Annotated in this window: 21 protein-coding genes; 16 read left to right on the forward strand and 5 right to left on the reverse strand. The window is 36.8% G+C overall.

What is annotated here, in order from left to right; translation table 11 throughout:
- The first annotated feature begins 10 nt into the window (after positions 1–10).
- The 3 genes from scpB to I5M32_RS05590 all read left to right on the forward strand — a co-directional run bounded on the left by scpB (position 11) and on the right by I5M32_RS05590 (position 2060).
- On the forward strand, positions 11–568 hold the full coding sequence (gene scpB / locus I5M32_RS05580) for an SMC-Scp complex subunit ScpB (protein WP_200585199.1): 558 nt from the start codon (positions 11–13) through the stop codon (positions 566–568).
- 134 nt (positions 569–702) lie between these two features.
- Entirely contained in the window at positions 703–867 is a 165-nt protein-coding gene (locus I5M32_RS05585; protein WP_200585200.1) for a hypothetical protein, read from the forward strand.
- A gap of 74 nt (positions 868–941) precedes the next feature.
- Positions 942–2060 carry a GNAT family N-acetyltransferase gene (locus tag I5M32_RS05590; RefSeq protein ID WP_200585201.1) on the forward strand — a complete coding sequence of 373 codons (1119 nt, stop codon included), beginning with the start codon at positions 942–944 and terminating at the stop codon, positions 2058–2060.
- Positions 2061–2222: 162 nt separating this feature from the next.
- Here I5M32_RS05590 and argS read toward each other — a convergent pair whose 3' ends face one another.
- A complete protein-coding gene (gene argS / locus I5M32_RS05595; protein ID WP_200585202.1) occupies positions 2223–3989 on the reverse strand; it encodes an arginine--tRNA ligase in 1767 nt (588 codons plus the stop codon).
- Between the two features lie 175 nt (positions 3990–4164).
- Here argS and I5M32_RS05600 point away from each other — a divergent pair, with 175 nt between their 5' ends.
- The 8 genes from I5M32_RS05600 to I5M32_RS05635 all read left to right on the forward strand — a co-directional run bounded on the left by I5M32_RS05600 (position 4165) and on the right by I5M32_RS05635 (position 13511).
- Positions 4165–5616, forward strand: coding sequence for an arginine deiminase family protein (locus I5M32_RS05600; protein ID WP_200585203.1), 1452 nt, complete (start codon positions 4165–4167; stop codon positions 5614–5616).
- A gap of 3 nt (positions 5617–5619) precedes the next feature.
- The gene (locus I5M32_RS05605) at positions 5620–6930 is read left to right on the forward strand and encodes an APC family permease (RefSeq protein ID WP_200585204.1); all 1311 of its coding nucleotides are present in this window, start codon (positions 5620–5622) and stop codon (positions 6928–6930) included.
- Between the two features lie 9 nt (positions 6931–6939).
- Positions 6940–7320 (forward strand): nuclear transport factor 2 family protein, encoded by a 381-nt coding sequence (locus I5M32_RS05610; protein ID WP_200585205.1) that lies wholly within the window; start codon positions 6940–6942, stop codon positions 7318–7320.
- Position 7321: 1 nt separating this feature from the next.
- Positions 7322–8245 carry a citrulline utilization hydrolase CtlX gene (gene ctlX, locus I5M32_RS05615; protein WP_200585206.1) on the forward strand — a complete coding sequence of 308 codons (924 nt, stop codon included), beginning with the start codon at positions 7322–7324 and terminating at the stop codon, positions 8243–8245.
- Positions 8246–8581: 336 nt separating this feature from the next.
- The gene (locus I5M32_RS05620; RefSeq protein ID WP_200585207.1) at positions 8582–9973 is read left to right on the forward strand and encodes a type III PLP-dependent enzyme domain-containing protein; all 1392 of its coding nucleotides are present in this window, start codon (positions 8582–8584) and stop codon (positions 9971–9973) included.
- Positions 9974–10057: 84 nt separating this feature from the next.
- Positions 10058–10885: an SDR family oxidoreductase gene (locus tag I5M32_RS05625; protein WP_200585208.1), complete on the forward strand. Its 828-nt coding sequence runs from the start codon at positions 10058–10060 to the stop codon at positions 10883–10885.
- Between the two features lie 15 nt (positions 10886–10900).
- Positions 10901–11608, forward strand: a complete 708-nt coding sequence (locus tag I5M32_RS05630) for a 3'-5' exonuclease (protein ID WP_200585209.1) — start codon at positions 10901–10903, stop codon at positions 11606–11608.
- Positions 11598–13511: a DUF294 nucleotidyltransferase-like domain-containing protein gene (locus I5M32_RS05635; protein WP_200585210.1), complete on the forward strand. Its 1914-nt coding sequence runs from the start codon at positions 11598–11600 to the stop codon at positions 13509–13511. The genes I5M32_RS05630 and I5M32_RS05635 overlap by 11 nt, the downstream gene beginning before the upstream one ends.
- Before the next feature lie 109 nt (positions 13512–13620).
- Here I5M32_RS05635 and chrA read toward each other — a convergent pair whose 3' ends face one another.
- The 3 genes from chrA to I5M32_RS05650 all read right to left on the reverse strand — a co-directional run bounded on the left by chrA (position 13621) and on the right by I5M32_RS05650 (position 15414).
- Positions 13621–14832 carry a chromate efflux transporter gene (gene chrA / locus I5M32_RS05640; protein ID WP_200585211.1) on the reverse strand — a complete coding sequence of 404 codons (1212 nt, stop codon included), beginning with the start codon at positions 14830–14832 and terminating at the stop codon, positions 13621–13623.
- A 122-nt stretch (positions 14833–14954) separates the two neighbouring features.
- Positions 14955–15116: a hypothetical protein gene (locus I5M32_RS05645; protein ID WP_200585212.1), complete on the reverse strand. Its 162-nt coding sequence runs from the start codon at positions 15114–15116 to the stop codon at positions 14955–14957.
- Positions 15100–15414: a tetratricopeptide repeat protein gene (locus I5M32_RS05650; protein WP_394370313.1), complete on the reverse strand. Its 315-nt coding sequence runs from the start codon at positions 15412–15414 to the stop codon at positions 15100–15102. Before I5M32_RS05650 ends, I5M32_RS05645 begins: the two co-directional genes overlap by 17 nt.
- A 197-nt stretch (positions 15415–15611) precedes the next feature.
- Here I5M32_RS05650 and I5M32_RS05655 point away from each other — a divergent pair, with 197 nt between their 5' ends.
- The 5 genes from I5M32_RS05655 to mgrA all read left to right on the forward strand — a co-directional run bounded on the left by I5M32_RS05655 (position 15612) and on the right by mgrA (position 19987).
- Complete coding sequence (locus I5M32_RS05655; protein ID WP_200585245.1) at positions 15612–16349, forward strand: electron transfer flavoprotein subunit beta/FixA family protein; 738 nt, start codon at positions 15612–15614, stop codon at positions 16347–16349.
- 364 nt (positions 16350–16713) lie between these two features.
- Positions 16714–16986, forward strand: coding sequence for a hypothetical protein (locus I5M32_RS05660; RefSeq protein ID WP_200585214.1), 273 nt, complete (start codon positions 16714–16716; stop codon positions 16984–16986).
- Positions 16974–17951, forward strand: coding sequence for an electron transfer flavoprotein subunit alpha/FixB family protein (locus I5M32_RS05665; protein ID WP_200585215.1), 978 nt, complete (start codon positions 16974–16976; stop codon positions 17949–17951). The genes I5M32_RS05660 and I5M32_RS05665 overlap by 13 nt, the downstream gene beginning before the upstream one ends.
- A gap of 377 nt (positions 17952–18328) precedes the next feature.
- On the forward strand, positions 18329–18919 hold the full coding sequence (locus tag I5M32_RS05670) for a bifunctional nuclease family protein (RefSeq protein WP_200585216.1): 591 nt from the start codon (positions 18329–18331) through the stop codon (positions 18917–18919).
- A gap of 75 nt (positions 18920–18994) precedes the next feature.
- Positions 18995–19987, forward strand: a complete 993-nt coding sequence (gene mgrA, locus I5M32_RS05675) for an L-glyceraldehyde 3-phosphate reductase (RefSeq protein WP_200585217.1) — start codon at positions 18995–18997, stop codon at positions 19985–19987.
- Positions 19988–20025: 38 nt separating this feature from the next.
- On the opposite strand, the gene I5M32_RS05680 is transcribed toward mgrA, so the two are convergent.
- Positions 20026–20907, reverse strand: a complete 882-nt coding sequence (locus I5M32_RS05680) for a TIGR02757 family protein (protein WP_234461869.1) — start codon at positions 20905–20907, stop codon at positions 20026–20028.
- Positions 20908–20942: the final 35 nt, after the last annotated feature.

The raw sequence follows: 20942 nt of genomic DNA on the forward strand, positions 1-20942 counted from the left end.
GATCTAAAAAATGATAGAGCAATATATCGAAGCCCTAATTTTCGCCTCAGATGCTAGCATAAGGCTAGAAGAGATCATATTATGTTTACAAGCCGCTTTAGAGCAAGATATTAAAGATGATGATGTGGAGAGAGCAATCCAAAACATCCAAAAAAAGTACAGAGACCAAAACTCTGCCTTAGAACTGGTAAAGATTTCTGGCGGCTATCAATTTCTTACCAGAAAAGAAATGCTGCCTATCATCAATCAATTGCACATCCATAAATCTAAAAAGAAACTGAGCCAATCTGCTTTAGAAACTTTGGCTATCATCGCTTACAGGCAACCCATTACCAAGTTAGAAATTGAACAGATCAGAGGTGTAAATTGCGATTACACGGTGCAAAAACTATTAGAAAAAGATTTAATTAGCATTGCCGGAAAGGCCGAAACACCTGGGAGACCAATATTATACGATCTAAGCCAGTATTTCCTAGATTATTTTGGGATCAATAATGTTTCAGATTTGCCTCATCTAAAGGATATTGAAACCCAAAGCGAGCATGAAGTTGGAGAAAAACCAGAATAATTTTAAAATGTTTTTTTGAAATTAAAATTCATTTATATTTTTGGAGCGATTTTACGAATCCAAAAAAGAAAAAAAAATTTTATATCTTTTTTAAAAAACCATAACTTTATTACCGTAATAAAAAATCGAACAAAATGGGAAAGCAACACAAACCAAAAAAAGAAGATTTTGATGACGAATCTTTAGATTCTAAACCAAAAAAAAGGATTCTTGATGAGGATGATGACGACTTAGATCTACCTTTAGACGACATGGATGATTTTGGTGTTGATTTTGATGATGACGATGACGATTATTAAGTATCCTTAAATAATTATATTTAAAGCATCCGCCAGACGGCGGATGCTTTTTTATTTAATAGCAATAAAACTAAATGACAATTTTAGAGGTAAACTCGCCAAAAAAAGAGAAAGATTTTTTAGATGTAGCAAGGATCATTTACAAAGATGATCCCGTTTGGGTTTGCCCCTTGGATAACGACATTAAAACGGTCTTTGATCCAAATAAAAACAGTTTTCATTCACATGGCAAGGTAATTAGATGGATTTTGTTGGATGAAAACAATAAACTGGCAGGCAGGATAGCTGCCTTTATAAACTATAAAAAAGCAAATACCTTTGCACAACCAACCGGGGGCGTGGGTTTTGTAGAGTGCATAGATAACCATAATGCTTTTAGGTTATTATTTGATACTGCAAAAAAATGGCTGCAAGAAAACGGGATGCAAGCGATGGAAGGGCCAATAAATTTTGGGGAGAACGATACTTTCTGGGGATTATTGATAGAGGGATTTACGCATCCATCTTACGGTATGAATTATAACAAACCCTATTACCAAAAACATTTTGAGGCTTATGGTTTCAAAAAAGAATATGAGCAACTTACCAATCATTTAGACATAAACAAGCCTTTCCCAGAGCGTTTTACCAAAATTGCTAACTGGGTTTCTAAAAAAGAAGGCTATACTTTTGAGTACCTTAACCCTAAAAATTTCGATAAATACGCTCATGATTTTATGGAAATCTATAACGACGGCTGGAAAGATTTTAACCACTTCTCTCCTATCAAATTAGAAACCGTAAAAGAAAGTTTTGAGCAGATGAAGCAGATCATGGATCCAAAATTGATCTGGTTTGCTTATATTAATAAAGAACCCGCCTCTTTTGTAGTGATTTTGCCCGATGCCAATTTGATGATCAAACCACTTAATGGAAAATTGGATTTAATAGGGAAGCTGAAATTTGTGTACAACAGATGGAAAGGCGTAAACAGGATGCGGGCAATTGTAATGGGCACCAAACAGAAATTTCAAAAACATGGGCTAGAGTCGGCTATTTTTATTAAGCTTAAAGAGTATGTTTTACCCATGAAACAATATGATGAACTAGAGCTTTCTTGGGTGGGCGATTTTAACGATAAAATGTTGGCCATACATGATGCAACAGGTTCTGTTTTTGGTAAAAGACACGCTACAATGATCTGTTTATTTTAGAAATTTTAAAAGATTGTTTCAAAAATTTGTGTCATGCTGTCCGCCAACGGGTGGATCTCTTATCCCATTTGCATATTGGCAAACTATATGAGAACTCATTTTGATAAGATGCTGAAATAAATTCAGCATGACATTTATTGTTTTTGATAGATCTTAAATTTTCTACATCCTCTCGGGCATCTCGATCCCCAACAAGCCCATAGATTTTTTTAGCGTTAAGGCAGTATGTTTTGATAGCTTTAGCCTAAAAGTTTTTACTGATCGGTCTTCAACCTTTAGGATGCTTTCTGTTTGGTAAAACTTATTGTAGGTTTTTGATAGATCATAAGCATAGTTGGCAATATCGGCCGGGTTATGGTCTTTTGCCGATATTTTTAAAACCTCTGGATATTTACTTAACAATTGTAACAGTTCAACCTCGGTCCCATTCAGATTTTGATCATAATCTAAAGTGCTTTCGCTATAATCGGCTTTAGCCAAAACAGATTTTATCCTAGCGTGGGTATATTGGATAAATGGACCTGTATTTCCCTGAAAATCAATAGATTCTAAGGGGTTAAATAATAACCGTTTTTTAGGTTCTACCTTTAACAAGAAGTACTTTAAGGCACCCAAGCCAATCATCTCAAAAAGCCGCTCTTTTTCAGCTTCTTCAAAATTATCCACCTTGCCCAAAGCCTCGGTTTTTTCTTTGGCGGTTTGCTTCATTTCCTGTATCAGATCATCCGCATCAACCACCGTTCCCTCTCTCGATTTCATTTTACCCGTAGGCAGATCAACCATGCCATAAGAGAGATGGTACATTCCTTTGGCCCAGGGTTTACCCAGTTTTTCTAAAATCAAAAACAGCACTTTAAAGTGATAATCTTGCTCATTACCAACCACATAAATAGATTCCTGCATTTTAAATTCATCGTATTTTAATTGAGCAGTACCTAAATCTTGTGTGATATAAACCGAAGTCCCATCAGCCCTTTGTACCAGTTTTTCGTCCAAACCGTCGGCAGTCAGGTCTATCCAAACAGAACCATCATCCTTCTTAAAGAAAACACCTTTTTCTAAACCTTCGGCAACTATATCCTTACCTAACAAATAGGTATTAGATTCGTAATAGGTTTTGTCGAAATTAACACCTAAAGCTCTGTAAGTAACATCAAAACCGGCATATACCCATTGGTTCATGTTTTTCCAAAGCGCCATCACCTGCTCATTTCCACTCTCCCACTTTTGCAACATTTCTTGCGCTTGCAAAATTAGCGGAGCTTGTTTTTTTGCCTCTTCTTCGGTTTTTCCTGCTGCTTTTAAAACCTCTATTTCTTGCTTGTAATGTTGATCAAAAATCACATAGTATTTACCCACCAAATGATCGCCTTTTAAACCAGAAGATCCTGGCGTTTCACCATTGCCAAACTTTTGCCAAGCCAGCATAGATTTACAGATGTGTATGCCCCTATCGTTTACCAAATTGGCTTTTATAACCTCAAAACCGGCAGCTTTTAATATTTCGGAGACCGCATAACCCAGTAAATTATTACGAACATGCCCTAAATGCAAAGGTTTATTGGTGTTTGGCGAAGAATATTCTACCATCACTTTTTCGCGGTTAGCTGGTAAATACCCAAAATTGGGTTTTACTATTTCATTCTCAAAAACACCCAACCAATAAACATCACTTAAAACAATATTAAGAAAGCCTTTAATCACATTAAAATCGTTTACTTCTTCACAGGTTTCCTTCAAAAACTCACCAATTGAAGTTGCCGTTTGCTCGGGAGATTTTTTTGTAAAACGTACAAAAGGGAAAACCACAAATGTTACATGGCCTTCAAATTCTTTTTTAGTTTGCTCTAAAACTACTTGGTTATCAGTAAATTCATAATCAAAAAGTTGTAATAATGCTTTTGAGATGGCTTGTTGTAGAAAATTCATGGTGCAAAAATAATTAATAATGCCTGCATATAAAGCATTTAATTCTGATAGATTTGTAATTGATTGAAATTTTAATTAGGGCGTTCGGGCGGGCTTTACATTGTAGTTTTTTGCCAAAAAAAGTCAAAAAAGCTGCCATTTCAATCCCTAACGCGATCCTATACAACTCCATTTTATGTCAGAAACTTTTAATGATTTTAAAGTAAACGTAGGCTCAGAGATTGGTGCTTTGCGCTGCCTCATTATCCATAGCCCAGATAGCGGTTTAGGCAAGGTTGTACCTTCTAAGGCACAAGATTGGCTTTTTGAAGATATAGTACATTTAAAAACTATACGCAAAAACGAATACGACCATTATTTAAAACTACTGCTTTATTTTTTAGATACAGAGAAAATACAAGGGAAATTAAAAGATTTGGATAAAGACTTATCTAGGGATTTTTATAAGCCCGGGCATCCAAAATTCCATAATTCTTTAAAAGTTGTAGAGCTGCAAAAACTGCTATCGGATATTTTGATCAACGAAAATATTAAGCATAAATTGGTGGCTTCGGTTTGTGCTATGGAAAGTTGCACCTATCATTTGCAGAACCAATTAATGGCCAAGTCTAACACAGAATTGGCAAACATCATCATTTCTGGCTCCATGGATAACGACAGGATGATTTTTGCGCCCATCCCAAATTTTATCTTCACAAGAGATGTTGCCATCATCATCAATAATTTTGTGCTGCTAAATAAACCTGCTAAAAAGGCAAGGTTTAGGGAAACCCTAATTGCAAGGTATATTTTCTTTAACCACCCGCTTTTTGCAAGTTATGAGGATAACATTTTAGAAATCCCAGATTCTTTGCCCCAATTTTTACGCCCGGGTGAAGAAAACGAACAACATAGCACTTTAGAAGGTGGGGATGTGATGGTAGTGGCTAAAAATCATTTACTTATTGGCTTTAGCGAACGTACATCGGCGGCAGCCATAAATGAAACCATCAAAATGCTTTTCGATAGAAATGTAGTAGAAAAAGTTACGGTTGTTAAGATCCCACATAAGCGAGATTTTATGCACCTCGATACCGTTTTTACCCAAGTTAAAAAGAATATGTGGGTCATTCTAAAATCCATTGCCATGATCGATCATCGTGGAAACGGAAACGAACCAATTGATCACATCACAGAAAAACAACCAGAAGACAGAACCGAAGTAACCCAGTTTATTAAAGGGAAGATTAACCAACCCATAAAATTTGATTCTGTAGAACAACTTTTAGCCGACATCAGTGAAAACGATTTAAAATCGACAGAAAAAACGGAAATCATTTATTCAGGAAATGAAGAGTTCCCTTATGATTCTAGGGAACAATGGACAGATTCTTGCAATCTGCTAGCTTTAAAAGAAGGTGTGGTATTGGGTTACGATAGGAACGAACACACGATCAATGCTTTTAAACAAAAAGGTTTTAGGATAATTGGGGTTAAGGACCTGCTCCAAAAATTTGAAATTGGCGAATTAAACCCCCGTACTTTAGAAAATACGTTTATTACCATGCCATCGGCAGAACTTTCAAGGGCAAGGGGTGGTTTCCATTGCATGAGTATGCCCGTTTTTAGGGATGAATTAGTAGATTGATCAATGACAAAAAAAAGCACCTCAGATAAAATCAACTTAAAAGATGCCATTTCCATTGGTATTGGAGGAATGGTTGGTGGCGGAATTTTTGCGGTTTTAGGTTTAGCAGTTTCTTTAGCTAAAGGAGCAACTCCTATTGCGTTTCTGTTTGCAGGGATTATTGCACTATTAACCGCCTATTCTTATGCAAAATTATCAAAGGTATATCCAGAAAATGGTGGCACCGTAAACTTTATCCATCAACAGTTTGGCGATGGCATTTTTGGTGGCGGTGTAAATAACTTATTGTGGATAAGCTATATAGTTATGCTTGCGCTTTATTCATCAGCATTTGGCTCTTATACACAACAACTCATTCAATTAACAGGAGATAAAAATTTGGATACCCATATTTTCGAGACTGCAATTATCATCGCTGCATTGCTTATCAATTATTTAAGTATCAAATTAGTTGGCGAGATTGAATCCTATTCGGTTTTCATAAAACTGACCATCCTTATCGTTTTTGTTGGTATTGGCTTTTACGGATTTAGCAATCATACAGAAAATTTGCATCAGCTCAATCCTCAGAATTGGGAAAGCCCCGTTTTAATTTTAAGTGGTGGCATGGTTATTTTTGTTGCCTATGAAGGTTTTGAACTGATAGCAAACTCTGTTGCCGATTTAGAAAACCGAGAAGAAAACACAGAATTAGCCTATTTTATTTCTGTAGGCTTTGTGGTGGTTCTTTACATCTTAATAGCGATTATAACAGTAGGCTCATTGCCCTTTAAAGAAATAGCAGCCGCCAAAGATTATGTTTTAGCAAAGGCCGCAGAACCCTCTTTAGGGCAATTAGGTTTTACAATTATTGCCATCACGGCCGTTATATCAACTTTTTCTGCTATCAATGCTACGGTTTTGGGAAGCAGTAGAGTAAATTATGATATCGCAAACGATAGTGAGTTACCTCACTATTTTACCCGCCAGTTTTGGGGCAAGCCTATCGGATTACTGATAACAGCCATTTTTTCAATTGTTTTGGTAAATCTTTTTAATCTACAAAGCATCTCTACAGCGGGCAGTGCTGGTTTTCTATTTATATTTTCTGTGGTAAATTATATTGGTTTTAGAAAACACAAAGAACTAAAATCTAAAAAATGGATTCATTTTTTTGGGTTTTTATTATGTGGGGCAGCTTACATCACTCTAATTATTCAACAATTTAAAGACAATAGAACTGGTATTATCATATCATTGAGCATTGTTCTATTGTGTTTTATTTTAGAGTATATTTTTAAAAAAACCGTTAGTAAACCAAGTAATTCAAATTGATTAAATCTTATGTTAACCGCAAAAATATCAAATAAAGAAAAGGCAATAGCTTTTTATAAAATGGCCTATAATGGAAACCCTACCGAAGCGGTAAAGTTATATGTTGGCGATAAGTACATTCAACATAACCCTGTTGTTGGTGATGGAAAGCAATCTTTTATAGATTATTTTACCAAAATGCAAGAAGAATATCCAGATAAATCCATAGAATTTGTTCGTTCTGTAGAAGATGCTGATCTGGTAGCTTTACACACCCACCAAACTTGGCCAGGCAATGATGAATATGTTACGATGGATTTTTTTAGGTTTGAAGATGGGAAAATTGTAGAACATTGGGATGCTATACAACAAATACCGGCAGAATCTGCAAACGGAAACAAAATGTATTAAGATGCAAAGCACCTCACAAATTTTAATGGTACGCCCGGTTGCATTTGGTTTAAACATCCAAACGGCCGGCAGCAACGCATTTCAGATAAAATCTGCTCCGCAAGAAAATGTACAAGAAAAGGCTTTGGCAGAGTTTGATGCTTTTGTGAAAAAATTGACAGCAAAAGGAATTGAGGTTACCGTAATAGAAGACACCTTAAACCCCCATACGCCAGATTCTATTTTCCCTAACAATTGGGTTTCTTTTCATGATGATGGTAGCGTTTACCTTTACCCTATGCAGGCAGAAAACAGAAGATTAGAGCGAAGGGATGATTTGATTGATCAGCTGGGTAAACAATTTGACATTAGAGAGATCAATGATATTTCTTTTACCGAAGAGCGAGGACAATATTTGGAAGGAACCGGAAGCATGGTTTTGGATAGGGAAAACAAAATTGCTTATGCTTGTCTTTCTATCCGCACACAACAAAATGTTCTGGATATTTTCTGTAACGAAAGCGGCTTTAAAACCATTACATTTAACGCTGTTGATCAAAATGGTTTTGCCATTTACCATACCAACGTGATGATGTGCGTTGCCACAGATTTTGTGGTGATTTGTTTAGATGCCGTACCCAATCAAAAAGAAAAAGATTTGCTGATCAACTGCTTTAATAAAGCCAAAAAAGAAATTATAGAGATAGATTATTCGCAGATGAATCAATTTGCGGGGAATATGTTAGAAGTTAAAAATAAAGCAGGTAAAAGTTTTTTGGTAATGAGCGAAAGGGCACATCAATCTTTAAATAAAAGTCAAATAGAAAAACTTACTAAACATTCTGAAATATTATCATCTCCACTTACCACCATTGAAGATAACGGAGGCGGTAGCGCAAGGTGCATGATGGCCGAGATTCATTTGGGCAAGCTTGGCTTGCGTTAGGTAGAGTAGCGGCAGCTTTTTTTCATACTTAAAATTGTCGTTTTGTGAATTGTCAATCAGTTCATTGTCAAGCTGGGCATTATCTCTCAGAGAATTGCCTCTCTGTGCATTGCCTCTCTGGGCATTGTCATTCTGAGCGAAGTCGAAGAATAAGAAACCACCTAATTATAAACAAAAAACTACATCAGCCAGCTGGCGCAGCGATGCTTGGCAAAGCGTGGGGAACGCCAAAATATTTATCCTTTCTTAAAAATTACCCTTTACAAATTGTAAAACTTTTCTGATTTCTATATTTTACCATAATTTAATCACATTTTTGCGAAAAATATATAATAAATGCAGAGCTACGAAGAATTTCTAGACCTTAGCGTTGGTTTCCCTCAAGAAGGTTTCGATATTATTGATGATGAACTTTATTTCCATGATCTAAACCTGATGGAAATGATAGAAACTTATGGTACCCCCCTTAGGTTTACCTACTTACCCATCATCAGCAAAAAAATACAGCAGGCCAAGATATTGTTTCATACCGCCATCATCAAAAATAATTACAGAGGATCTTATAAGTATTGTTACTGCACCAAAAGCTCGCATTTTAAACATATTGTAGAAGAAGCCTTAAAAAACGACATCCACTTAGAAACTTCCTCGGCTTTTGATATGCCGATGATCGAAGCCTTGGAGAAAAAGGGAGCTCTTACAAAAGATGTTACCGTAATTTGCAATGGTTTCAAAACCTTTCAATACAAGCAGTACATCATTGATATGCTGCATGATGGTTATAGAAATATCATCCCAGTATTAGACAATAAAGAAGAGTTTAACCTTTACGACGATGAAGTTGACATCGATACGCCTTGTAATTTAGGTATCCGAATAGCCGCCGAAGAACAGCCAGATTCTCAGTTCTATACTTCAAGATTGGGCGTGAGGCAAGAAGACGTTATAGATTTCTATACTTCTAAAGTCTCTAAAAACCCTAATTTCAAAGTTAAACTGCTCCATTTCTTTATCAATTCTGGTATTACCGATACGCCTTACTATTGGAACGAATTAGAGAAATATGTTACGCTTTATTGTAAGTTCAAGAAAATAAACCCAGATCTAGATACTTTGGATATTGGCGGCGGTATGCCCTTTAAAGATTCTTTGGTTTTTGATTTCGATTACGAGTACATGATCAATGAGATCATTAAGCGTATCAAAGAAATTTGTGCCGAGCATGAAGTGATGGAACCTGATATCATTACAGAATTTGGTAAATATACGGTAGCAGAAGCCAGTGGTATCTTATATAAGGTATTGGGGCGTAAACAACAAAACGACCGTGAAAAGTGGTTGATGCTTGATGGTTCTTTTATCACCAATCTGCCCGATGTTTGGGCATTAAACCAACGTTACGTTTTATTACCGATCAATAACTGGGATAGCGAATACGAACGTGTTAATTTAGGCGGTATTACCTGTGACGGACAAGATTATTACAACCAGGAAGCCCATGTGGGTAACGTATTTATGCCTAAAACACGTAAAGTGCAGTTTTTAGGCTTTTTCCATACGGGCGCTTATCAAGAGGTGTTGAGTGGTTACGGAGGGATCCATCATTGTTTGTTGCCATCGCCTAAACAGGTGATCATCCGTAGAAACAGAGATGAAACTTTTAATTACGAGGTTTTTGGCGAAGAGCAAAACAGCAAACAAGTGATGAAAATATTGGGTTATTTATAATCCCTGCAACCATTAAAAATCAGAAACTCCCAATTGGGAGTTTTTTTTTGAATATATTTATCATCAACAAATAAACTAGAAAACATGAAAAAAACCATATTTATTACAGGGGCATCATCAGGGATTGGAAAAACAACCGCATTATATTTTGCAAACAAAGGTTGGCAAGTAGCCGCTACCATGAGAAATATCAACGGTAAGGAAGAATTACAAGAAAACCAGAACATAAAGCTTTATCAATTAGATGTAACCGATGCTTCAAGCGTTAAAAGCGCAGTTGATAAGGCCATCAACGATTTCGGGAAAATTGATGTTTTACTAAATAATGCCGGTTTTGGCCTTTTTGGCCCGCTAGAAACGGTAAGCGAAGAAACTTTGACGAAGCAGTTTAATACCAATATGTTTGGGGTTATTAGAACCATAAAAGAAATTTTACCCAACATGAGGGCCAATAGAAATGGTTTGATCATCAACATTACTTCTATCGGGGGTTTGGTAGGTTTACCTTTTAACGCTATTTACCATGCAACAAAATTTGGACTGGATGGTCTTTCAGAATCTTTAAAATATGAGCTAAAACAATTTAACATTGGTGTTAAAGTGGTGGCGCCTGGAGGTGTAAAAACAGATTTTGCTACCCGTTCTTTACACACCACCATTGCCGAAGGAGAAAAAACGCCCTATGATGAAACCATCCATAAAGTGATGGCGAAATTTGGAGGCAGTAATGATAACTACTCGACACCAGAATACATTGCAAGCATCATTTATACCGCCGCAACCGATGGAAAAACCCAATTGAGATACATTGCCGGGAAAGATGCCGAAGCAACTTATGGTGCTTGGAAACAAACGGATAATGAAAGTTTCTTTGATATGATCGAGGAAAGATTTGGTTTGAAAGACGCATAGCATCAATTTGTTTAAGTGAAAGATTATTTTCTTTTTATCGATACAGAAACATCAGGTTTGCCAAAAAAATGGGATTTACCTTATGATGCTCCCAATAATTGGCCACATATTTTACAATTGGCTTGGCTTATCTTTGATAAAGACGGAAATGAAATCAAAAGAGAAAACCACTACATCAGAAATGATAAGGTAAAAATCTCTAAAACCTCACAAAACATACATCATATCACTAAAGAGTTTTTAAAGAAAAACGGCAAAGAAATATCCCATGTTTTGCCAAGGTTTGCCAAAGATCTAGCAACCTACAAACCTTTAATAGTTGCGCATTTTGTAGAACTAGATTTTCACATGGTCTCTGTAGAGTTCTTTAGGGAAAAAATTAATTCTTGTATTAATGAATTACCCGTTTTTTGCACCATGAAGGCCAGTAAACCGTATATTAAAAATCCTTCTTTAAAATATTTAAAACTAAATAGGTTTTACAAAACACTTTTTAATAAACCTCCAGAAAAACTCCATGATGCGCTTGCGGATGCCGAATTAACATCGGAGATATTTTTTCGCCTATTAAAAAACGGAGAGATAAACAATGAGGCAATTGCGCACCAACAAACCTTGTTCAACGCCAAAGAAGAAGAAATAAACCCTTTTTTTAAGTGGATCGGGTTGTTGATCATTATTTTATTAACCATCTTAATCAGTCATTTAGCCCATGGAAAGTAAACTAGAACTGCTTAAGGAAACGCAGCCGTTTAAACTGTTACCAGAAGATGTTTTGATCGGGATCGCAGAAATTTTGGAAGAAGTATATTATCCTAAAGAAAAGCTGCTTTACCAACAAGATACCACCAAGTTAAAAGGCCTGGATATCATCGCCGAAGGCAATTATGAATCTTTTTTTTACGATGCCGGCCACAACAGAAGAGATTTAGAGATCTTAGAAAGGGGCAGCACATTTGGCGGGATCTCTGTTTTATTGAATAAAAAAAGAGCTTTAAAAACCATCATCGCAAAAAAAGGGACAAAAGTTTATCATCTCCACAGAAAAGAGTTTAGAAGCTTGTGTGCCGCTTACGAAGATTTCTTCCACTTCTTTACCTCAGATTTTGGCAAAAGGATGTTAAACGAAGAATTTGCCAATTTTTATAGAAAACCAGCCTCTTTTGAAGAAAGTTACATTGCCTCAGAACAATTATACTCTCGCAAAATTGAAGGGGTAATCTATAAGGATCTGGTTACGGCAAATCACAACACACCAATTTTTGAGGTAGCAAAAAAGATGTCGGCCAATAAAGTAAGCTGCCTTTTTGTAGAAGATGATGATAAAAACATTGTAAGTTTTGTTACCGATATTACCCTTAGGGATAAGGTAATAGCCGGCCAAAGACATTCTGAAGACCCCATAAACACGGTTGCAGATAAAAATATAGTTGCTATTTCTAAAGAAGCTTACATTTACGAAGCTATATTGATGATGTTTAGAACAAAATCTCGCTACCTTTTGGTAGCAGATGGCAATAATGGTTATTTGGGTTTCTTAAGTAGAAACAGGTTATTGAGCGAACAAGCCCAATCTCCGCTCTTATTTATACAATCGGTTAAACTGGCGCAATCTTCTAAAGAATTAAAATCTAAATGGCAAAAAGTGCCAAACATAGTTTCGCAACTCTTGGGGCGTGGCGTACATGCAGAGATCGTAAACGAGGTCATAACCACCATTGCCGATACCATTTCTTTAAAAGTGATAGAAGAGGTTTTCTCTGAAATTGGCCCGGCACCCGCTAAGTTTGTTTATATTGTTTTAGGCAGTGAAGGGCGTAAAGAACAAACCCTAAAAACCGACCAAGACAATGCGATTATTTACGAAGATAAGGCCAACGAACAGCGAGAATTAGTGAGGGGCTACTTTTTGGATTTTTCTACCAGAATATCAGATAAACTGAACGATATAGGCTTTGATTATTGTACCGGTGGTTTTATGGCCAAAAACCCACAATGGACACATTCTTTATCTCATTGGAAAAACAACTATAAAACATGGATTGAAGATGCCCTGCCAGAATCTGCCATTAAATTTTCTACTTTTTTTGATTGTAGGGCCATTTATGGATATACTCCTATTATTGATGAATTAAGAGAATTTGTTGATAGTGAACTAAAAAACCCCGCCGAGAAATTCTTTGCTTACATGGCCAAAAATGCACTTCAATATGAGCCTCCATTAACCTTCTTTAAAAACATCAAAACCTTTACCCAAGATAAAAAAGAAGTTTTCGATATTAAAAGAGCCATGACACCCATTGTTGATTTAGTTAGGGTTTATGCTTTGCAAAACCGCATTTTCCAGAAAGAAAATACAGGCGAGCGGCTAAAAGCTTTAAAAGAAATCGGGGTTTTTACAGAAACACAACTTAATGAATTGATGCAATCTTACTATTATTTAATGAGCTTAAGGCTAAGAAAACAAGCCCAACAAATTTTAGAAAACAAATTAGAACCTAATAATACCGTAGATATTGAATCTTTGACAAAGATAGAACTGGTTACGCTTCGAGAGATCTTTAAAACCATATCTAATTTTCAAGAGGGGATCAGGATAAAATTTACGGGGGGTAACTTATTGTAAACATGGTCCAAAAACAATCCCATAAATATTAAAATAGATTTTTAGACGTGATAAATTACATTTTCATTTGATCTATCTTACCCTAAACATGGCTTTTTAAATTTGTAAATCAACTCAAAAAAACCCCCATTAAAACCCCAAAAAGAATAATGTAGGGAGTTTTAATCTTAGTGAACCTCAAGATCAAAAAAGTAGCCAGCATAATACCAAAACTCAAAAAATTTAGCCCAACTGGTGCAACCAATAAAAAGAAGGCTGCTATCATAAAGCCAACTGCAACTGCATTAATACCACTTAAAGAGCGTTTTATCCGTGTGATTTTCTTCAAATCTTCCCAAAAAGGCACAATAAATAGCACCAAAATCATTCCTGGCGCATTAATACCAACAACGGCAATTAAACTCCCCAATATTTGCCCACCTATCCCATAACCCCTATTTCCTAGAGACATAGCGCCCAAAAACGAAGTAAATGAAAAAGTTGGCCCAGGTATCATCTGCTGAAACGCAAAACCCGATAAAAATTCGGCACCTGTTAAATAATGTTTAACATCTACAAATTCTGTGTACATCAAAGGCACTAAAACCTGCCCACCGCCAAAAATGATAATTCCGTTCCTATAAAAATTCTCAAATAACCTAATAGGTAAGCTAAATGGGGATGTTCTATTTATTATCGCTCCTAAAAGCCCGAAAAGCAAAAGGATACCAATAAAATAAGCAACTTTTCTGGTGTTGATATTAGAAAACAATTTGGTTCTTAATTGGTCTTCCTCCACCTTGGTTTCAGTTGCCGAACTGATGATGCCTCCCAATAAAATCAATATCGGGAAAGCATAAGGGCTTCTTAAAATTAAACTTGCCGCAATAGCGCATAAACATAAAATAATATTGACTTCTGATTTTAAGGCCGTTTTACCAAAGGAATATGCTGCAAAAGCAACAATACCCAAAGCAACGGGTTGTATAAAACTTAAGACTTTGGTAAATTGGGCGTTTAGCGATAGGCTGCCATAACTAATGGCAATAAAACACATTATCGCTGCCGAAGGAACGGCCCAAATTAAAAAAGTGATAAGCGAAAGCCACAAACCACCAATTTTATAGGCAACGCCAATTATTGTTTGCGTAGAAGAAGGCCCTGGTAAAATCTGGGTTAAGGCATAAAGCTCCATCAACTCCTCTTCTGTTAAATAGTTCCTCTTTCTAACAAAATCGTTCAATAAAATAGCCAAATGGGCCTGCGGGCCGCCAAAAGAAGTCAGCATAAAAGCCAAAACATCTCCCAAAAAAACCAGATTTCTAAACTTCTTGCCTTTCATACATTAACTTTTAGGGAGTTCTAATAATTTTGGATGTTAGTGTTCTTAATGTTAGAACAATGTAAACGTTAAAAACAATTCAATCATTCCGTACTTCAATAATCCATTAATAATTCTTTACTTCAATCGCCCCTTTCCATAACACAATCATCTTGCTTCTTGCCTCTTTTTTTCTTGTCTCTTGGTTCTTGGTTCTTGCTTCTTGGTTCTTGCCTCTTGGCTCTTTTTTCTTGTCTTTTATTTCTCGTCCCTAAAATATAGATCCAATCAATCCTCCATCTCATCTTGTAAGCTATTATAAACGCCCATCAATTCGTTTAGGGCATGCTGGTCTTTTATCTTTTTGGCAACCTCCATTCCTTTTTGGTAAACTTTTAAGGCATCGTAAGGTTTTTGCATCCCCTCATACAATTTACCCAGGTGATAATAGGTTCCCACGTAATCTTCATGGTTTTTTACAAGGTCTAAGTAAAACCATAATGCTTTTTCTTGGTTATTTAAACGAAGATATTCAGTTGCCAAAGCATATTTTAAAAATGGGTCGTTAGGTTCATTACCTATAAACTCTAATAATTTGTCCAATCTGTTTATCATCGTTTTATAAAGCGGCTTATTTAATTAAATTTGTAAAACCAATTATATGAAACTATCATGATTATACAAAACTTCTCTGGGTATCATTTCATGATCGTTTTATTACCATTAAAAATTTAGTGAAACCATATAACTTGAGTACCTTTAAAAACAATAGTAAAAAAACTAAAAACAATAGATAAATGATGAAAATTTTAGTTTGTATTAGTAACGTACCAGATACTACCACAAAAATAACTTTTACCAATGATAACACCCAGTTTAATCAAACAGGCGTTCAATTTGTTTTAAACCCTTATGATGAGATTGCACTTTCTAGGGCTATAGAGCTTACAGATAATGGAAACGGAACGGTAACGGTCATAAACGTTGGCGATGCGAGTACAGAACCAACCATCAGAAAAGCACTGGCAATTGGCGCAACAGACGCGGTAAGGATAAATGCATCACCAAAAGATGCTTATTTTGTAGCAAAACAAATCGCAAATTACGCCAAAGACCAAGCTTATGATCTAATCCTCACCGGACGCGAATCTATAGATTATAACGGGGCAAAAGTAGCAGCAATGCTAGGCGAGCTAATGGACATTCCTTCTGTTTCTATCATAAAAAAGTTAGATGTTGATGGCGATAAAGCAACCGTAGAACGTGAAATTGAAGGCGGCAAAGAAGTGTTGACCATCCCTTTTCCTTTTGTTGCAGGTACCGCCGAAGGCGTTGCAGAATGGAAGATCCCGAACATGAGAGGGATCATGAGCGCAAGAACAAAACCACTGACCGTTGTAGAGGCCATAGAAGTAAAAAAATTGTCGGATATTGTAAAGTTTGAAACCCCGGCTCCTCGTGGCGCAGTTAAATTGGTTGATTCATCAGAACCAGAAAAACTGATCGAGCTTTTACACAGCGAGGCAAAAGTTTTTTAAAATAATTAGGGCGTTCGGGCGGGCTGTACGCTATATCTTTTTTTATTTGTCATCAAAGCATTGTCGCCTTGAGCATTCTCACTCTGAGCGAAGTCGAAGAGAAATCGAGGAGGGAATTAAAGGACAAATAAAAAAAGGATACCGCTTCCATCCCTAACGCAAAACCTATGTTGAGGTTGAGAAATGAGGTTGAGGTTGAGAAATGAGGTTGAGAAATGAGGTTGAGGTTGAGAAAAATGAGGTTGAGAAATTAGGTTGAGGTTGAGAAAAATGAGGTTGAGAAACTAGGTTGAGGTTGAGAAATGAGGTTGAGGTTGAGAAAAATGAGGTTGAGAAACTAGGTTGAGGCTGAGAAAAATTGAGGTTGAGAAAAATTAGGTTGCGAAATGAGGTTGAGATTACGGTTGGGCAAATTTGCAAAGCCAAGCCTAGCGTAGCGCAACCTCAGCCTAGCGAAGCGCAGCCTCAACCTAGCGCAGCGCAACCTCAGCCTAGCGAAGCGCAACCTCAGCCTAGCGCAGCGCAACCTCAGCCTAGCGAAGCGAAACCTAGCGAAGCGCAACCTCAGCCTAGCGCAGCGCAACCTAGCGAAGCACATAAAATTAAAAATAAAAAAATAAAAATATGTCTGTTTTAGTATATGTAGAAAATGCCGAAGGCAAATTCAAAAAATCAATATTTGAGGTTGTCTCTTATGCAAAAGCAATAGCAAAGCAAATGAACACCGGCTTAACCGCCATTTCTATTGGCGATGTAGCTTCATCAGAATTAGAGAACTTAGGTAAGTACGGTGCAGAAAAAGTTTTAAACGTAGGTAACGATAAATTAAAATCTTTTGTTAACCAGGCCTATGCCTCTGTAATTGCCGAAGCCGCAAAAAAAGAAAGCGCAAACGTTGTAGTGCTTTCTAATTCTTTTTCTGGCAAAGGTTTAGCACCAAGAATAGGTGTAAAACTAGAAGCAGCCGTTGCAGACGGGGCAATAGAATTGCCAAAAACAGATGGAGGGAAGTTTATTGTGAAGAAAACTGCTTTTTCTAACAAAGCTTTTGCCATGGTAGAAATGGATTCTGAGAATAAAGTGATTTCTTTAACCCCAAACTCTTATAAAGTTGTAGAAGAAGGCAGCGCAGCCAAGGTAGAAGAATTTACTTCAGAAAATAAAGATTCTGATTTTAAAGTGATCATCAAAGAAATTGTAAGGGCAACGGATAAGGTTTCATTGCCAGATGCAGAATTGGTGGTAAGCGCCGGGCGTGGCCTAAAAGGCCCAGAAAACTGGGGAATGATAGAAGAACTGGCCAATCTGTTGGGTGCGGCAACCGCTTGTTCTAAACCGGTTTCTGATGCAGACTGGCGGCCACATAGTGAACACGTTGGCCAAACGGGTATCGCGATTTCACCAAATTTATATATCGCTATCGGTATTTCTGGTGCCATACAGCATTTGGCAGGTGTTTCATCTTCTAAAATAATTGTAGTAATTAATAAAGATCCGGAAGCGCCTTTCTTTAAAGTTGCAGATTACGGCATTGTTGGCGATGCTTTCGAGGTAGTGCCTAAAATGATTGAAGCCGTTAAGGCTTTAAAAGCAAATTCTTAATTTTTAGCTAAAAATTTAAACTCGTTTGTAATGGTATGCTTACCTTTGCAAGCGAGTTTTTAGTTAAAGAATGGTTTTAAATTATGCTGTTTTTTGCGTTAAAGATTGAAGCGGCATCCCCGCCTGTAATTCGGGCAAGCTTTTTTGTCATCCTGAGCATTGTCACTCTGAGCGAAGTCGAAGAGGGAGTCAAAGGATAAGAAAAAAAGATATATCCGCCAGTTGGCAGAGTGTTAAAACGCCCAAATTATTTATTTTAAAACAAAATTAGACACATTAAACAGATAAAACAAAATTAAAGTTTCCCTCAACTTTTGTAGCACAGATCAAATAAAGATCGTTAATTCTTTGGTAAAGTTTTTGGGTAAAAATATAAAATGAAGAAATTAAAATTAGACATTATAGGTTTATCATACAGCCAAACCCAATCTGGTGCTTATGCCTTGGTATTGGGAGAAGTGAGCGGAAGAAGGAGGTTGCCCATTATTATTGGGGGTTTTGAGGCGCAAGCGATCGCCATTGAGATAGAAAAAATGACCCCTAGCCGCCCGTTAACGCATGATCTTTTTAAATCTTTTGCAGAGGCTTATCACATCCATATACAAGAGGTTATTATCTACAACCTTGTAGAGGGTGTATTTTACAGTAAATTGGTTTGTAGCGATGGTAAAAAGACTTTAGAGATAGATGCCCGTTCTTCTGATGCAATTGCTTTGGCGGTTAGGTTTGGCTGCCCAATTTACACTTATGAGTTTATCCTGGCCTCTGCCGGGATCGTGATAGAAGGCAACGATTTTGTTTTTTTAGATAATATTGAACCAGTTGAGGAGCCAAAAATAACCGGGAACAACTATACCAGTTTCTCTGATCAAGAGTTACAGACCAAGTTGCAACAGGCCTTAACAGAAGAGGCTTATGAAAAAGCCGCCAAGATAAGAGACGAGATAGCCAAAAGAAAAAATACTTAAGAAGTTTATAGAACCGAGCTAACGAATTAATTAAACACATTTAGTTAATTTGCATTGAAATAATTAATAATTTATATGATTTATACTGCTAAACCTAACCGCTATAAAAGCATGCAATACAGACGTTGTGGCAACAGCGGCATCAAACTTTCTGCCCTTTCATTGGGCTTATGGCATAACTTTGGCGGAGTTGACGTTTTTGAAAATTACCGTGAAACGCTGCACTTTGCTTTTGACAGTGGCATTACCCATTATGATCTGGCTAACAACTATGGCCCGCCCCCGGGTTCTGCAGAAGAGAATTTTGGTAAAATACTACACCAAGATTTTAAAAACCACAGAGACGAAATGATCATTTCTACCAAAGCTGGTTATACCATGTGGGATGGCCCTTATGGTGATTGGGGATCTAAAAAATACTTGGTCTCTAGTTTAGACCAAAGCTTAAAACGTATGAATTTGGATTATGTGGATATATTTTATCATCACCGTCCAGATCCAGAAACACCTTTGGAAGAAACAATGGCCGCCTTAGATTTAATAGTGAGACAAGGAAAAGCATTGTACATTGGCCTAAGCAATTACAAAACACCAGAATTTGAAGATGCGGTCTCCATCTTAAAAAGATTGGGAACGCCTTGCTTAATTCACCAGCCAAAATACTCTATGTTTGAGCGTTGGGTAGAAGACAGTTTATTGAACGCTTTAGAAAAGCACCAAGTAGGTTGCATACCGTTCTCTCCTTTAGCGCAAGGTTTATTGACCAATAAATATTTAAACGGAGTGCCAGAAGATTCTCGTTTAGCAAAATCACATGGTTTTTTAACCGAGAGTTACGCAACGCCAGATAAAATCGAAAAAGTAAAAAAGCTTAACAAAATAGCCCTTAACAGAGAACAAAGCCTGGCGCAGATGGCCATTGCTTGGTTGTTGAAAGATGATCGCATCACCACCGTTTTGGTGGGGGCAAGTAAAGCATCTCAATTGGCAGATTCTTTAAAATCTTTAGACAATATTTATTTCGAGGAATATGAATTGAAAGAAATCGATGAAATTTTGGCGGGATAAAAATACCAACGCAGGATAGCTTATCAGCTATCCTGTTTTTAAAATGTTTTAGCAAACTTCTCCTCTACCCCCAAACCAAAAAGAGCAAAATCATATTTTACTGGATCCAGGGGATCCAACTGCCGCAAACTATCTGTTAACTCTAAAGCGGTTTGCCAATCTGTTTGTTTGCGGGTAATAAGCCCTAATTTGCGCCCAACCCTATCCACATGTAGATCGCATGGACAGATCAACCAACTGGGTTTAATACGGCTCCACAGACCAAAATCTACACCGCAATTATCCTTTCTTACCATCCATCGCAAAAACATGTTCAAACGTTTGCAAGTAGATTTTTGCAATGGAGAAGAAACGTGTTTAATGGTTCGGCGAGGATAATCTGGTAATGAAAAAAAATAAGACCTAAAGTAATTCAGATTTCCTTCAATGGTGTTTTCTGCTAATCTAGATGAAAGGCAAACCATAGAATTGTTTTCTTTTTCGGTTTTGGTGGCCATACTTAGTTCCACAAATTCTGTCCTAAATTCATCGTTTTTCTTAAAAGGCAAAAAAGCATCTTCTAAAGAGTCGAAACTAGAATAATGTGTTTTGAAAAACTCGATGAAATAAAGCGTATCCGTTGCGTTAAAAGTACGATGCTTAAAATTCAGCATCCGTTTAAGGTCATTATCTTGATGGTTCATGATAAAATCATGCGGAGCCCCGTCCATCAAAGCGATCAGCTCTTTACATTTATTGATTATAGTTACCCTTTGTCCCCAAGCTAACATTGCGGCCCAAAAGCCCATAATTTCTATATCTTGCTTCTTTTTAAAAAGATGAGGAATAGAAACTGGATCTAACGTAATAAAATTTGGCTGGTTATATAGTGCAACCTTCTGGTTTAAAAAATCTTCTAGTTTTTGCAGTTGAACGTTCAATTGGCAGTAATGATTGATAAACGATCAAAATTAAC

The sequence above is a fragment of the Pedobacter segetis genome (assembly GCF_016623585.1).
Taxonomy (GTDB): Bacteria; Bacteroidota; Bacteroidia; order Sphingobacteriales; family Sphingobacteriaceae; genus Pseudopedobacter; species Pseudopedobacter segetis.

Excerpts from the sequence above, each read along its gene's own strand:
- scpB (WP_200585199.1), top strand. The coding sequence starts at position 11 with ATGATAGAGCAATATATCGAAGCCCTAATTTTCGCCTCAGATGCTAGC.
- I5M32_RS05585 (WP_200585200.1), top strand. The coding sequence starts at position 703 with ATGGGAAAGCAACACAAACCAAAAAAAGAAGATTTTGATGACGAATCT.
- I5M32_RS05590 (WP_200585201.1), top strand. The coding sequence starts at position 942 with ATGACAATTTTAGAGGTAAACTCGCCAAAAAAAGAGAAAGATTTTTTA.
- argS (WP_200585202.1), bottom strand. The coding sequence starts at position 3,989 with ATGAATTTTCTACAACAAGCCATCTCAAAAGCATTATTACAACTTTTT.
- I5M32_RS05600 (WP_200585203.1), top strand. The coding sequence starts at position 4,165 with ATGTCAGAAACTTTTAATGATTTTAAAGTAAACGTAGGCTCAGAGATT.
- I5M32_RS05605 (WP_200585204.1), top strand. The coding sequence starts at position 5,620 with ATGACAAAAAAAAGCACCTCAGATAAAATCAACTTAAAAGATGCCATT.
- I5M32_RS05610 (WP_200585205.1), top strand. The coding sequence starts at position 6,940 with ATGTTAACCGCAAAAATATCAAATAAAGAAAAGGCAATAGCTTTTTAT.
- ctlX (WP_200585206.1), top strand. The coding sequence starts at position 7,322 with ATGCAAAGCACCTCACAAATTTTAATGGTACGCCCGGTTGCATTTGGT.
- I5M32_RS05620 (WP_200585207.1), top strand. The coding sequence starts at position 8,582 with ATGCAGAGCTACGAAGAATTTCTAGACCTTAGCGTTGGTTTCCCTCAA.
- I5M32_RS05625 (WP_200585208.1), top strand. The coding sequence starts at position 10,058 with ATGAAAAAAACCATATTTATTACAGGGGCATCATCAGGGATTGGAAAA.
- I5M32_RS05635 (WP_200585210.1), top strand. The coding sequence starts at position 11,598 with ATGGAAAGTAAACTAGAACTGCTTAAGGAAACGCAGCCGTTTAAACTG.
- chrA (WP_200585211.1), bottom strand. The coding sequence starts at position 14,832 with ATGAAAGGCAAGAAGTTTAGAAATCTGGTTTTTTTGGGAGATGTTTTG.
- I5M32_RS05645 (WP_200585212.1), bottom strand. The coding sequence starts at position 15,116 with ATGAGATGGAGGATTGATTGGATCTATATTTTAGGGACGAGAAATAAA.
- I5M32_RS05655 (WP_200585245.1), top strand. The coding sequence starts at position 15,612 with ATGAAAATTTTAGTTTGTATTAGTAACGTACCAGATACTACCACAAAA.
- I5M32_RS05665 (WP_200585215.1), top strand. The coding sequence starts at position 16,974 with ATGTCTGTTTTAGTATATGTAGAAAATGCCGAAGGCAAATTCAAAAAA.
- I5M32_RS05670 (WP_200585216.1), top strand. The coding sequence starts at position 18,329 with ATGAAGAAATTAAAATTAGACATTATAGGTTTATCATACAGCCAAACC.
- mgrA (WP_200585217.1), top strand. The coding sequence starts at position 18,995 with ATGATTTATACTGCTAAACCTAACCGCTATAAAAGCATGCAATACAGA.